The sequence below is a fragment of the Shinella sp. M31 genome (genome assembly GCF_049199205.1).
In the GTDB taxonomy this organism is placed as follows: Bacteria; Pseudomonadota; Alphaproteobacteria; order Rhizobiales; family Rhizobiaceae; genus Shinella.
Window position 1 is genome coordinate 31,760 of sequence record NZ_JBLZPH010000147.1, and the last position, 13,157, is coordinate 44,916.

Annotated in this window: 15 protein-coding genes; 5 read left to right on the forward strand and 10 right to left on the reverse strand. The window is 61.9% G+C overall.

Going from position 1 to position 13,157, the window contains the following annotated elements:
- Positions 1–9 precede the first annotated feature (9 nt).
- Positions 10–300: a hypothetical protein gene (locus ACOZKU_RS23420; RefSeq protein ID WP_314087961.1), complete on the reverse strand. Its 291-nt coding sequence runs from the start codon at positions 298–300 to the stop codon at positions 10–12.
- Positions 301–482: 182 nt separating this feature from the next.
- Positions 483–1,004, reverse strand: coding sequence for a DinB family protein (locus ACOZKU_RS23425; protein ID WP_421580914.1), 522 nt, complete (start codon positions 1,002–1,004; stop codon positions 483–485).
- A gap of 133 nt (positions 1,005–1,137) precedes the next feature.
- Here ACOZKU_RS23425 and ACOZKU_RS23430 point away from each other — a divergent pair, with 133 nt between their 5' ends.
- Both ACOZKU_RS23430 and ndk read left to right on the forward strand, forming a co-directional pair.
- Positions 1,138–1,827 (forward strand): glutathione S-transferase family protein, encoded by a 690-nt coding sequence (locus tag ACOZKU_RS23430; protein ID WP_421580902.1) that lies wholly within the window; start codon positions 1,138–1,140, stop codon positions 1,825–1,827.
- 105 nt (positions 1,828–1,932) lie between these two features.
- Positions 1,933–2,355: a nucleoside-diphosphate kinase gene (ndk, locus tag ACOZKU_RS23435; protein ID WP_028736091.1), complete on the forward strand. Its 423-nt coding sequence runs from the start codon at positions 1,933–1,935 to the stop codon at positions 2,353–2,355.
- 72 nt (positions 2,356–2,427) lie between these two features.
- On the opposite strand, the gene ACOZKU_RS23440 is transcribed toward ndk, so the two are convergent.
- From ACOZKU_RS23440 to ACOZKU_RS23450, 3 genes are read right to left on the reverse strand one after another with little or no spacing between them, the layout of a single operon-like run.
- Entirely contained in the window at positions 2,428–3,825 is a 1,398-nt protein-coding gene (locus ACOZKU_RS23440; protein WP_421580903.1) for a hypothetical protein, read from the reverse strand.
- Positions 3,826–3,884: 59 nt separating this feature from the next.
- The gene (locus ACOZKU_RS23445) at positions 3,885–4,394 is read right to left on the reverse strand and encodes a hypothetical protein (RefSeq protein WP_421580904.1); all 510 of its coding nucleotides are present in this window, start codon (positions 4,392–4,394) and stop codon (positions 3,885–3,887) included.
- Positions 4,391–4,945, reverse strand: coding sequence for a CGNR zinc finger domain-containing protein (locus ACOZKU_RS23450; RefSeq protein ID WP_421580905.1), 555 nt, complete (start codon positions 4,943–4,945; stop codon positions 4,391–4,393). Before ACOZKU_RS23450 ends, ACOZKU_RS23445 begins: the two co-directional genes overlap by 4 nt.
- Positions 4,946–5,010: 65 nt before the next feature.
- Here ACOZKU_RS23450 and ACOZKU_RS23455 point away from each other — a divergent pair, with 65 nt between their 5' ends.
- Entirely contained in the window at positions 5,011–5,907 is an 897-nt protein-coding gene (locus ACOZKU_RS23455) for a branched-chain amino acid ABC transporter permease (RefSeq protein WP_421580906.1), read from the forward strand.
- Here the strand turns inward: ACOZKU_RS23455 and ACOZKU_RS23460 are convergent.
- Genes ACOZKU_RS23460 through pgsA form a run of 3 tightly spaced genes read right to left on the reverse strand, consistent with a single transcriptional unit; the run spans position 5,904 to position 7,221 of the window.
- Positions 5,904–6,377 carry a molybdenum cofactor biosynthesis protein MoaE gene (locus ACOZKU_RS23460; RefSeq protein WP_421580907.1) on the reverse strand — a complete coding sequence of 158 codons (474 nt, stop codon included), beginning with the start codon at positions 6,375–6,377 and terminating at the stop codon, positions 5,904–5,906. The genes ACOZKU_RS23455 and ACOZKU_RS23460 overlap by 4 nt on opposite strands.
- A 3-nt stretch (positions 6,378–6,380) precedes the next feature.
- Positions 6,381–6,635: a molybdopterin converting factor subunit 1 gene (moaD, locus tag ACOZKU_RS23465; protein ID WP_421580908.1), complete on the reverse strand. Its 255-nt coding sequence runs from the start codon at positions 6,633–6,635 to the stop codon at positions 6,381–6,383.
- Position 6,636: 1 nt separating this feature from the next.
- The gene (pgsA, locus tag ACOZKU_RS23470) at positions 6,637–7,221 is read right to left on the reverse strand and encodes a CDP-diacylglycerol--glycerol-3-phosphate 3-phosphatidyltransferase (protein WP_314087986.1); all 585 of its coding nucleotides are present in this window, start codon (positions 7,219–7,221) and stop codon (positions 6,637–6,639) included.
- Between the two features lie 406 nt (positions 7,222–7,627).
- Here pgsA and ACOZKU_RS23475 point away from each other — a divergent pair, with 406 nt between their 5' ends.
- Positions 7,628–9,523, forward strand: a complete 1,896-nt coding sequence (locus ACOZKU_RS23475) for a calcium-binding protein (RefSeq protein ID WP_421580909.1) — start codon at positions 7,628–7,630, stop codon at positions 9,521–9,523.
- A 79-nt stretch (positions 9,524–9,602) separates the two neighbouring features.
- Here the strand turns inward: ACOZKU_RS23475 and uvrC are convergent, their stop codons facing one another.
- Positions 9,603–11,651 carry an excinuclease ABC subunit UvrC gene (gene uvrC / locus ACOZKU_RS23480; RefSeq protein WP_421580910.1) on the reverse strand — a complete coding sequence of 683 codons (2,049 nt, stop codon included), beginning with the start codon at positions 11,649–11,651 and terminating at the stop codon, positions 9,603–9,605.
- The gene (locus tag ACOZKU_RS23485) at positions 11,648–12,412 is read right to left on the reverse strand and encodes an SDR family oxidoreductase (protein WP_421580911.1); all 765 of its coding nucleotides are present in this window, start codon (positions 12,410–12,412) and stop codon (positions 11,648–11,650) included. The genes uvrC and ACOZKU_RS23485 overlap by 4 nt, the downstream gene beginning before the upstream one ends.
- A gap of 359 nt (positions 12,413–12,771) precedes the next feature.
- Here ACOZKU_RS23485 and ACOZKU_RS23490 point away from each other — a divergent pair.
- Positions 12,772–13,157, forward strand: a 386-nt coding sequence (locus ACOZKU_RS23490; protein WP_421580912.1) for an outer membrane protein, incomplete at its 3' end; no start/stop codon positions are given.

Genomic DNA, 13,157 nt, shown 5'->3' on the forward strand with positions numbered 1-13,157 from the left:
CCGCCGATGTCATGCGAGATGCCGTGTCAGCGCGAAGGAGCGCATGAGCTGGCCGATGACGGAAGGTCGCTGCCGGGTTGCGGCAGTTCGGGTTGCGCGGGCTTGCTGCTGCAGGTCACGCATCGCGGCTGCATAACCTTCGGCGCGCGCCTGCTCCAGTGCCACGTCGAAGGTCTTTTCGATCACCGGATAGCATTCTTCCGGCAGGTAGGCGTTCGGGGCATCGGTGCCGTAGACGCGTGCCATCTTGCACAGCGTGCTGCCGAGCAGGGCTGCCCATTCCTCGTTGCTTCTTGCCATCTTTCATCCCTCTCTCAGGTGAAGCCCGCCGTTCGGCGTTGCCTCCAATGACAGCGACTATTTCACCGTCCGTTGCCGCTGACTGTCACCTGGGTGACAGCCGGACAGTCTTCCAAGCCGACGCCATCAGGTCCAATAGCGTAGGACTGTTTCACGACTATTGCAGGAAAATGACAGTCTGCTCAACTTCCATTGTGCAAAAAAGCAGACCCTTCCGTGCGCACGAAATAGATCATGTCCAGCGTCAGGCTCGGCCCGCCCAGCGCCGTCAGCAGCCCGTGGCATTGTCCGCGATGGTGGGTCTGGTGGTTGAAGACGTGGGTGAGGGCGGGGCCGAGCGGGTGGGTGACGGGGGTCGGATTCGTCACGGGCGTGTAGGTGAAGTCGCTTGCGATCTGCGCCTCGCTGAGCCTGTCGATATAGGCGGCAAGGCGCGCGTCTTCCACCTGGCGGGCGGTCCAGAGACCGGCAAAGTCGTCGTGGAGGATCGTGTCGAGGCTGGTCGGGGCTTCGCCCGTGCCGGTAAAGCGCTTGAGCCAGATGCGGTCGGCGCACAGGATATGATTCAAGGTGCCGTGCAGCGAGCCGAAGAAGGCACCGAGGTTCTTGCGGTAGGCGTCGTCATCGAGCGTGCCGACGGCCTCGTAGAGGGTGCGGTTTGCCCAGGCATTGTAGGCGGCGAACATGCGGTAGTGATCGAGCATCGGTATCTCCGTGATTTGGTCGAAACTATAGCGGATGCACATATCGGCGGCGCTGATGCCATCCATGAAATTATCTGATTTGCGCTCATGGCCGGCCTGCGCTCCAATGCCGCCGAACCAGAACGAGGATGTCATGACCCGATTGCTCTATGCGCTGGCCGGCGCCGACAAGGACCGCCAGTTTTCACCCCATGTCTGGAAGACCGTGATGTCGCTCGCCCATAAGGGCCTCGACCATGACACGGTGCCGGTGGGCTTTACCGAAATCCCCGGCATCGAGAACGGTAGTACGGCGACGGTGCCATTGCTGCGGGATGGCGACAGGCTGGTCGGCGACAGTTTCGCCATCGCGCTCTACCTCGACGAGGCCTATCCCGACCGTCCCTCGCTGTTCGGCGGCGCGGGCGGCCAGGCGATGGCGCGCTTCATCGAGAACTGGTCGCAATCCACCCTGCATATGGCGATCACCCGCATCGCCATTCTCGACATTCACAACCTGCTCGGCGAGGCCGACCGGGCCTATTTCCGGCGCAGCCGCGAGGCGCGCCTCGGCGCGTCGCTCGAGGATGTCGCAGCGGCCGGCAAGGCGGACGTCGAGGACTTTGCCAGGAAATTGCAGCCGCTGCGCACCATGCTGAAGATCCAGCCTTTCATCGGCGGCGAAGGCCCGCTCTTCCCGGACTATATCGTCTTCGGCGCGCTGCAATGGCTGCGCACGACGGCCGGCACCAAGGTGCTGGAGGAGGACGATCCGGTCGCGCTGTGGTTTGCCCGATGCCTCGATCTCCATGGCGGCGTCGGCCGGCGTGTGACGGCGGCGTGAAAGTTTGACCTTGCTCGCGCCAAAAGCCGCGCCCCCCTTGTTTTGCGGGGCGTTGGCGGCTATTGAACCGCCACTTTCACCGGAAAACCAAAGGGAAACGGGAAAATGGCGATTGAACGCACCTTTTCGATGATCAAGCCGGACGCGACGAAGCGCAACCTGACCGGCGCCATCACCAAGATGCTGGAAGATGCGGGCCTGCGCGTCGTTGCTTCCAAGCGCGTCTGGATGAGCAAGCGCGAAGCCGAAGGCTTCTACGCCGTGCACAAGGAACGCCCCTTCTTCGGCGAACTGGTTGAAGGCATGACCTCCGGCCCGACGATCGTCCAGGTTCTCGAAGGCGAGAACGCGATCCTCAAGAACCGCGAAATCATGGGCGCCACCAACCCGGCCAATGCCGACGAAGGCACGATCCGCAAGACGCACGCCCTGTCGATCGGCGAAAACTCGGTTCACGGCTCCGACGCCCCGGAAACCGCTGCCCAGGAAATCAAGTACTGGTTCTCCGACACCGAAATCGTCGGCTGAATCAATCTGTCCGGCCGAGGCCGTACAGCTTTGATATGATTGGGAAACCGGGGCCGAAAGGCTCCGGTTTCTTCATTTCCGGACGTCGAATTTGAAGATCGGCTGCCCTGCCAGCGTCAGCGCTTCGGCCGGGTGGGACAGCACGCTGGCGCAGGTCCGGTCGAGCCGCATCGCGAAATCCGTCGCAAGTGCCAGCTTCAATTCCGGCGGTTCGACCGCCAGCACGAAATCGGCGAGGCGGGCCGGATCGCCCGCCGCAAACAGCAGTTCCGCCACGATGGGGGCTTTTGTCTCGTCCTTCGCGAAAGAGGCCGGCGGCGAGGATTTGATCGATGCCGCAAGCTCCGTCCACAGCGGCCATTTGCCCTGGAATTTTGCGCTGATGTCCTTGGGCATCTCGGGCAAATCGGCGCTCTTGCCGGTGAGGTAGGGCGTAAGCGTATCGATGGCAATCACCCGGTCGATCACGTCGCGGACCGAAACGTCGCCGACGGCGCGCATATGGACGTCGATGCTTTCGAGCGTGCTGTCGACCACGGCCGGGTTGGACTCGTTTTCCCGCAGGACCCTGTAAGCCGTGAGCCAGGCCGTATCGAGCAGGCCGTCGGGCTTGATGTGTCCCGCCGCGATTTCGGCCAGCACGGCCTGCGCCGCCTTCTCGGCGGGCGCGATACTGCCTGTCTGGTTCAGATAGGTCATCAGGAAATCGCGCTCCGGCTCCTGCGCCGCCGCAACCGTTACCGTGTGAAGGCTCTTCTGCCCGGCCTGCGTCTCGACATCCGGCAGCGGGATGCGCGGCAGGGCTGGTCTTCCGACCAGAGCCGGCGCCCAGCTCCACATGCGGGTCAGGTCCGGGATCATGGACTGGTCGGCGAAGCCGGCGACGAAGACCGGCCAGGCATTTGCATCACGCTGGCTGGCGGCAAGGCCCGCCTGCACGAAAAACAGCCTGTGGCGGCCCGCCGATGCGGCGAGCTTGGCCTTCTCCGCGTCCGGCCAGTCGACGATGGCGGGCACGATGCTTCCAAGGAGGGACGTCTGTCGTGCAGGCGGCAGGCCGGCGATGGCGGCGAACAGCTTTTCGCCGTCTCCCGCCTGGAGGATCGCCCGCAAGGTAGAGATCAGGCCATTGAGCTGTACGGGATCGCTCACCTTGAGCGCATCATAGCCGCCCCGCGCCGCATCGATGGCGCCGGCAAGGTCGATAGCCTCGCGCACGCCGGCATCGCGCAGCCCATGGGCAAGGCCGGCGGCATCCTCCATGGAAAGCTTGCCGTAGCGGATCTTCAGATAGGCGGCCTCCGCGCCGAAACCGCGTGCCCTCAGACGCGGCAGCTTGTCCCGGCCCGTCAGGACCGCATCCGAAAGGGCGAGGATGGCGCTTTGTCCCTTGCAGGCGGCCGGTTCCTCGGCCTGGGCCGCGGCGGAAAACATCGTGAAACCGAGCACCAAGGCAGGCAGGAACCGCATGCGACCATCCTCCCGAAAACCGTTTCAGGCGGGACGCATAAGAGGACGCGAATATTCGCTTAGGCGGCGCATTTTGCCGTTTCGAAATGCGCCGGCGCCTTGCCGTCCTTGAAAACCTCGGGGTTCTTGTCATAGGCCGGGCCGACGACCAGCGCCTTTTCGGGCAGGATGCTCTGGTCGAGATCGGACGTCACCTGGGTTTCCAGCGCCTGCAACGTGTCGCCATCCGGGCCGAGAAGCGAAATCGCAACCTTGTAGGGCTGGTTCTTCTTCACGCAGGTCACATCAGGGCTTTCCAGCACCACGCGCGGCAGGTTGGGGAAGATCTTGCGCTCCAGCGTCAGCGGCGCCCCGCCGGCCGGGTTTTCGAATTCGGCCTTCACGATGGAGCCTTCGGGCAGCGGCTCAGTCTGCTCCAGCGTCACCATGTAGGTCGCATAGGCGAGGCGATAGTTGAAGACGAACATCTTGCCGGTGAGCTTCAGCGGGTCCGGGCCGGTCTCGCGCTGGCAGGCGGCCAGTAGCGGGGCAAGCAGAAGCGCAAATGCGATGAGAAGGGCTCTCGTCATGGCTGGGTCTCCTCGCGGTTGCGGCGATAGTGGCGGCTGGCCTTCACGCGGTTGCCGCAGACGGCCATGTCGCACCAGGCGCGCGAGCGGTTGCGGCTGCGGTCGAGAAACAGCCAGTTGCAGTTCGGGCAGATTTTCAGCCGCTCCGGCTCCGGCCGCGACAGCAGCATCAGCGCGGAATGGGCCGTGGCGGTGTCGAGTGCCCGCGGCCGCTCGCCCGATAGCCTGAGCGTCGCGGAAATGGCGTCGAGCAGATCGGCCAGCAGCGCCGGCCTTGTCTCGCCAAGCGCTTCGGCCCGAAAATGCCGGTCGATCGCCTCGCGCAGCCGCACCAGTCCGGCGCGCGCCTGTTCCTCCACGGGTTCCAGCGGCCCCAAAACCGTCCGTTCCCCGCCGTGCCGGTTCGCACCGGCCGGAAAGGCGTCCATCGTGGCGGCATCGGCAAAACGGTCGATGCGGCGCGTGGGATCGTTGCGCAGCACGACGGAGTTCGCAACATCGAGCGCGAGTGCGCCACCGGAAAAACGATGCGGGGTCCAGGAAAAGGTCATGCCACATTCTAACTGGTAAAATCCATTTTGCCAGTTATATTTGGGCCGGTAAACCCGGAACCGCCATGGCCTATTTTCTCCAGCAGATCGCCAATGCCGTGCCTGTCGCCGCCCTCTATGCGGCGCTCGCCTTCGGTTATTCCATCGCCTTTGCGGTGACGCGCCGGGCGGATATCGGCTACGGCGCGCTGTTTGCCTTTTCCGCCCAGATGTTCGTGCTGTTTTCCGGTTACGGCTGGAGCCATCTCTGGCTGGTGCTGCCTGCAGCGCTGGGCTTCGGGACGGGCATGGCGCTGCTCTACAGCGTCGGCGCGGGGCTCTTGGTGGGGCGCCATGTCATGCGCCCGCTCGCCTTTTCCTCCGACAATACGGTGGTGGTCGCCGCGCTCGGCGTCGTGCTGGTGCTGATGGAGACGGCGCGGCTGGCTTCCGATACCCGCAGCCTCTGGCTGCCGCCCTTCCTCAATGCGCGCATCGTCTTCTGGAACGACCCCGCCTTTCCCGTCGTGCTGACGGTCATCCAGCTCGTCAACACTGCCGCCATGCTCGCCATCGTCGCCGTCGGTTACGTTGTTCTGTCACACTCTGCCTGGGGCCGGCGCTGGCGGGCGGTGTCGGAGGACCGGCAGGCGGCGGAGCTCTGCGGCGTCGATACGGCGGGGGTCTATCTCTCTGCTTATGCCGTGGCCGCGCTCATCGCCAGCCTCACTGGCATCCTCGCCGTTTCCTATTACGGCAACATGGATTTCGGCGCGGGGCTGGTCTTCGGCGTCAAGGTGCTGTTCATCGCCGCCATCGGCGGGGCGGGGGCGCCGCTTCTCTCCGCGCTCGGCGGCGCGGCCATGGGCCTCGCCGAGACGCTGTGGAGCGCCTATGGCGATTTCCTGTGGCGGGATCTGGTGATCTTTTCCGCGCTGGTCCTGCTTCTGGTGATTTTCCGCCGTGAGAGACCGGTGCCTTAAGCCCATTTTTCCCGTGCCCGGTCGTCGCTCTCCTTGGCATCGACCCAGCCGCCTTCGGAACCGTCGGCAAAATGCTCCTTCTTCCAGAAGGGGGCAGAGGTCTTCAGGTAGTCCATGACGAAGGATGCGCCGTCGAAGGCGGCGTGGCGGTGGGGCGCGGCGGCTACAACGAGCACGATATTGGCGCCCGGCGCGATCTTTCCGACGCGGTGGATGGCGGTGACGCCGAGCAGCGAGAAACGCTCGATGGCGATCCGGCAGATGCGGCCGATCTCGGCCTCGGCCATGCCGGGATAGTGTTCTAGCTCCAGGGCGGCGAGGCGGCCGCCCTCATCGCGGCAGAGGCCGACGAAGCTGACGACGGCGCCGGCATCCGCCCGGCCCTCGGTGAGGCGGGCAGCCTCGGCCTCGGCGTCGAAATCATCCTTTTGGACGCGCACGGTGACCGGAGCCGAAACGCCGCCGGCCACGGTTCAGCCCCCCGTCATCGGCGGAAAAAGGGCGATCTCACGCGCACCGGTGATCGGCTCGTCGTGCTCGACATGCTCCTGGTTGATAGCGATGCGGATCACCTTCTCATGCTCGAGCGCATGGGCATATTCGTCGCCGAGCGACTTCAGGTGGCGCAGCAGATCGGTGCCGGTCCTGACGTCGGCGGGAAGATCGATGTCCTCCTCACCCTTGCCGATCCGTTCGCGCACCCAGGCGAAATAGACGAGCTTCGTCATCTCAATCGTCCACGATGTGCTTCAGGCCGGCGCGGAAATAGTCGTAGCCGGTATACATGGTGATGAGGGCTGCGATCCAAAGCAGGGTGATGCCGATCTCGGTCGTGTAAGGCAGGATCTTCTCCCCGGCCGGGCCGGCGAGCAGGAAGCCGATGGCCAGCATCTGGATCGTCGTCTTCCACTTGGCGATGCGCGTCACGGGCACGCTGACCTTGAGGTCCGCGAGATATTCACGCAGGCCCGAGACGAGCATTTCGCGGCACAGAATGATGATCGCCGCCCAGATCGTCCAGCCGGCAATGGTGCCGTCGGCGGCCATCAGCAGCAGCACGGAGGCGACCAGCAGCTTGTCGGCGATCGGGTCCAGCATGCGGCCGATATTCGACGTCTGGTTCCAGATACGGGCGAGATAGCCGTCGAGATAATCGGTGATCGAGGCGGCGGCAAACAGCCAGAAGGCCGTCCAGCGCGCGAAATCCGACGATTCGAGCCGCCCTTCCACGAAAAAGCAGAGCACGATCAACGGTACGGCCACGATGCGGGCGTAGGTGAGCAGGTTCGGGATATTGTATGCGCGGGAAGCCATGGAATCTTAAATCTCGATCAGTTTGGGCTAGATGAGGTCTTTGTGACACCGCCGTCAACCTTTGTTTCCGGCAATTCTTGGCGATTTTACGGTACTCGGCTGAATTGCGGGCAATTGTCGAGGTAGGCGTCGATTGGCCGCGCACTCATACCGGTTTCAAGGCCGCCGATTGTCTTCTTGAAAGCCGTTTCCTTGAAGTGATTCCTTGCCCCGGTCCGACGACTAATCATTAAAAATGTTGGCGCCTAAAAGGCGCCTTTTTGCCGGTTGGGCGAAGGCAAGCTGTCTGCGGTATCTCCGCAAGAGTCTGTTGCGCAAGGATTGTTTCACGAAGCCTCTTGATTGCTGGGAACGCGTTATAGTATTGATTTATCCGCCGTTACTCGACAAAAGGTTGCACTTCCATATGGCCATTTTCACAATTGCGCCCGATGAGACATTCGCCGAAATCCCAGGTGGCAGATATGATGTAATCACGGCGCTTGCGAAGGGGGAGGGGATCAAGGATCTCTGGCTGCAGGGCGATGTTGTCGTCTCCGAGCTTATTCTCAATGCGGCCACGCGAATTCAAGGGTTTTACCTGCAGAAATACCATTTGTCCGGAACGTCAGGGAATGACAATTTCGATCTTACGGGACTTCAGGATTTTGATAGATCCTCGCACGTCATCAAGCTTGGGGCGGGCAACGACACGTTTCGGGGAGGGCAACCTCAATCATGGGTCGATGGCGGCACCGGCAACGACACGCTGTATGGGGGGAGATTTAGTGACAAGCTTCTCGGTGGAGAGGGGAACGATGTTATTCATGGCGGTGGCGGTTACGATGCAGTGACCGGTGGCGCTGGGGGCGATCTTTTCGTAACTTCACAACGTAGTGAGGTTAGTTATTTTCTCGAAGATATCACAATCAACGATTTCACGCCGGGCGTCGATAAGATTGATGTCTCGGGCTATGGCATAGCGAGTTTCAGTCAACTCCAACTCATCCTGAGCCAACCGTCCGGCAGTACGTCTTTCAGGGCGACCTTTAATGACAATGTTTACGCCGTGATGCTGAAAGGCGTGCATAAGTCGGCGCTAAGTGCAGGCGATTTCATTTTCTATACCGGCAACGCCCGTGAAATCCTAGGAACGAAGCTCGGCGATCGGCTGTTTGCGACCAACAACGGCTCGATCCTCGAGGGCGGCTTAGGGGTTAACGAGCTTATCGGCGGTATCGGCGCCGATACATTCGTAACGGCCGAGCGCATCAACAATCTCCAGAGCGGCAGCGAAGACACGATCAGGGGCTTCGAAACCGGCAAGGATCGCATTGATGTCAGGAGCTACGGCGTCTCCAGCTTTAGTCAGCTTTTGAATATTCTTGAAGTGGACAACTACGGTGACGCTTCATTTGAAACGCGGTTCGGAGGTGCGTCGCACAGTGTCACCCTGCAAGGCATAGCGATCAGAGCCCTCGACGCCAACGATTTCGTCTTCTTCACCGGTAGGGCTGCAACGGTTGCCGGAACGCAGGGAGAAGATACCTTGTTTGCAAGCGCATACGGTTCAACGGTGTATGGAAAGGCCGCGGACGATACGATCTTCGGGAGCCGGCGTGATGACGTACTACACGGCGGATCAGGTGCGGATGAACTCTATGGTGCAAACGGAGACGATGTGCTCTCGGGCGACGGAGGGCCGGACAAAGCCTATGGAGGTGGAGGTGATGACACTTATATCGTCAGCAGCAAATACGACTATACTTTTGAGCAGGCAAACGAGGGGAACGACTCCGTCCTATCGTCTTACGCTGGCTTGACAGAGCTTTTCGACAACCTCGAAAATCTGATTTTGACAGGGACCGCTGACAGCAAGGGGACCGGCAACAAGCTCTCCAACATCATTGTCGGCAATGGCGGAGACAATGTTCTGAAAGGCAAAGAGGGGGCCGACAAGATTACCGGCGCCCTGGGCGCCGATGACCTCTATGGCGGCACCGGCAAGGACACCTTTGTCTTCACGTCGCTAAAAGACTCGACCGTCGCCGCTTCTGGTCGTGACACCATCTTTGATTTTTCGCAGACGCAAGGCGACCGCATCGATCTTTCCGGCGTCGATGCGATATCTGCAACCTCGAAGAACGACGCTTTCGCTTTCATCGGTTCCAAGGGTTTCTCGGGCAAGGCCGGTGAATTGCGCTTCGACAAGAAAGCGGCCGGGACCTATGTTTATGGCGATGTGGACGGTAACGGGAAGGCCGACTTCGCTATAGAACTCGGCTCTGCGATCGCACTGCTAAAGGGCGACTTCATTCTTTAGGGATGGCCTGCTGTATGCCGAGGCTCGCGAAACAGGGCGCTGGAGAGCTTCAGCGCCCTGTTTCCTTGAGCTAAGGTTTTCAACCCGCTGCATCGTCATGAAAATGGTTGTAAACGATCCGCGCGACGCTCTCGGAAATGCCCGATACGGCCATGAGGTCCACCATGGCAGCGCGGGAGACGGCCTTGGCGGTGCCGAAATGCTGGAGGAGGGCGCGCTTGCGCGTCGGGCCGATGCCGCCGATCTCGTCGAGCGGGTTTTTGACCATCTCCTTCTTGCGCCTTGCCCGGTGCGAGCCGATCGCGAAGCGGTGCGCCTCGTCGCGCAGACGCTGCACAAAATAGAGCACGGGATCGCGCGGGGGCAGCGAGAAGTCGGGAATGCCGCGCATGAAGAAGCGCTCGCGCCCGGCCTCGCGGTCGGCGCCCTTGGCGACGCCGATGGCAACGACCTGGTCGGTGATGCCGAGCTCCTCAAGGATCGCGCGCACCGCCGTCATCTGGCCCTGGCCGCCGTCGATGAGGATAACGTCGGGCCAGGCCGGGAAGGGCTGGTCGGCGGCGTCCGTGCTCTGGTCGGCCGTGCGGTTCGGCAGGCCCTCTTCCTTCATCAGGCGGGAGAAGCGCCGGGTCATCACTTCCTTCATCATGCCGAAGTCGTCGCCGGGCGTGATGTCCGTCGATTTGATGTTGAACTTGCGGTACTGGCTCTTCACGAAGCCTTCCGGCCCCGCCACCACCATGCCGCCGACGGCATTTGTGCCCATGATGTGCGAGTTGTCGTAGATCTCGATGCGGCGCGGCACGGTGGGCAACTTGAAGGTCGCGGCAAAGCCCTCCAGCAGGCGCGATTGCGATGCGGTTTCCGCCAGCTTGCGGCCATGCGCCTCGCGGGCATTGGCGACCACGTGGTCGACGAGATCTTTCTTCTCGCCGCGCTGCGGCACCGAAATCGTCACCTTGTAGTTCGAGCGCTCGGAGAGCGCCTCCGCCAGAAGATCGATCTCCTCCACCATCTCCGACAAGAGGATTTGCCGGGGGCAGGGCTTGTCGTCGTAGAACTGCGCGAGGAAGGCGTTGAGCACCTCCGCGCCGGAAAGCTGCGGATCGGCCTTCGGGAAATAGGCGCGGTTGCCCCAGTTCTGCCCGGTGCGGAAGAAGAACACCTGGATGCAGGAAATGCCGCCCTCGTGGTGGATGGCAAAGATATCGGCCTCTTCCACGCCGGCCGGGTTGATACCCTGATGGCTCTGGACATGGGAAAGCGCCGCCAGCCGGTCGCGATAGACGGCGGCGCGCTCGAAATCGAGGTCTTCGGCCGCGGCATTCATCGCCTCGGCCATATGCGCCTTCACCTTCTGGCTTTTTCCCGAGAGAAAGTCCTTCGCCTCCTGCACCAGTTCGGCATAGTCGGCGTCACGGATCTCGTGGGTGCAGGGGCCGGAACAGCGCTTGATCTGGTAGAGCAGGCAGGGGCGCGTGCGGCTTTCGAAAACGCTGTCGGTACAGGTGCGCAACAGGAAGGCGCGTTGCAGCGAGTTGATGGTGCGGCCAACGGCGCCGGCCGAGGCGAAGGGGCCGAAATAATCACCCTTGCGGCTGCGCGCGCCACGATGCTTGAAGATCGCCGGCGCGCGGGTGTCGCCGGTCAGCAGGATATAGGGGAACGACTTGTCGTCGCGCAGAAGCACGTTGAAGCGCGGGCGCAGGCGCTTGATCAGGTTGGCCTCGAGCAACAGCGCCTCGGTTTCCGTGCGCGTCGTCACGAATTCCATGTTCGCCGTCTGGCGCACCATCTGGGTAAGACGGTTGGAATGCACGCGGCCCTGGGCGTAGTTCGAGACGCGCTTCTTGAGGCTGCGCGCCTTGCCGACATAGAGCACGTCACCATCGGCATTGAACATGCGATAGACGCCGGGACTGTTGGGCAGGCGGTTGACGAAATGCTGGATCAGATCAGCGCCGGTGACGCCCTCGGGCAGGTCGCCGCCTTCGTTCCAGTCGATGCCGGGTGTTGCGACGGCGGGCGCGCTGCTGCCCGTCGCCGGGCTTTCCTGCAGCTCGTCGTCCTCGTCCGTCTCGTTTTCGTCGTAGAGGATGCCGCCATCCTCCACCTTCCGGCCGTTCATTCCGCTATTCCCCTGACATCGGGTGTTTCCCAGGCGAGATGCTGCCCGCCATCGAGCGCTATCATTTGCCCCGTTATGGACGGCGTGTCGAACAAAAAGCGAACTGTGCGGCCGAATTCCTCGAGATCGGGGGCGCGGCGCAGGATCAGACCGGAGACCTGCGCCTGGAAATCGGCGTCGTCCTGCCGCTCGTTCGGCAGGGAGGGGCCGGGGCCGATGGCATTGACGCGCACGCGCGGCGCAAAGCTTTGCGCCATGGTGCGCGTCGCCATCCAAAGGGCGGATTTGGAGAGCGTGTAGGAATAATAGCGCGGCGTCGGGTTCCAGACGCGCTGGTCGACGATATTGACGATGGAGCCGGCCGCATCGTCCGGCAATTGCCGCACGAAGTCGCGCGCCAGGATCGACGGTGCCTTCACATGCACGGCGAAATGCCGGTCCCACAAATCATCGTCGAAGGCGGTGACCGTATCCGGCTTGAACAGCGAGGCATTGTTGACGAGGAGGTTCAGCGGGCCGAGGGCTGAGGCTGCCTTGTCGACAAGCTTTGCCGTCGCGGCGCCGTCGGCTAGGTCGCATTGCACCACGAACGCCGTCTGGCCGCGTTCCCGAAGGGCGGTTGCTAATGCCTCCGCCTCATCGACGGCCGTGTTTGCATGGATGGCGACGGCAAAGCCGTGTGCGGCGAGATCCTCCACGATGGCCTTGCCGATGCGTTTTGCGCCGCCCGTCACAAGGGCCGTTTTCGTGGGTTTGTTCAAGAACTGTCCGTCCTGCCGATTCATTTGATTAACCGGCCCAAGATATAGACATCCCAGCGCAGGCTTAAACTCCCCATGACAATTGGTTGCGGAAAAATTAACCGCAAAAGGCACTTCAAAGTAATTTGAAGTATATTTTACCGTTTTCTTCGGTTGTTGAAATTATGGTTAATGATTTACCTGGTGCCTAAAAGTCACATCCAAATTGTGCCATGGCTGTGCCACAATGATTTCACATTTTGGCTCTTTCATTTCCTCAATCTTTATTCAATTTCCCCTCAACCGGGCGGGACTGAATTGGAAATGACGACGCCCGACAGCCTCCCAAGAGAGGGCGTCGTTTAGTAAAGGAGAATATCATGCGTACACTCATCGCCACCCTCATCGCTTCCACCGTTTCGATGGTTGCTTTCCAGGCTGCTCACGCAGCTGACGCCATCGACGAAGTTCCGCAGGCTCCGGCCTCGGAATATGTCGAGCCGGTCGCCTCGGGCAACTGGGCCGGCGCTTACGCCGGTGGTACTGCCAGCTGGCAGCGCGGTGACTTCCAGCGCCAGGGCGACGCCAAGGCCAACGGCATGGGCGGCGGCATCTACGGCGGCTACAACATGCAGAACGGCCAGCTGGTTTACGGCGGCGAAGCCGACCTGAACTACTCGGGCGTCGATTCCAAGCACAACGGCCTGACCGCCAAGCAGGGCATCAACGGCTCGATCCGTGGCCGCGTCGGCGTGGACCTGAACCC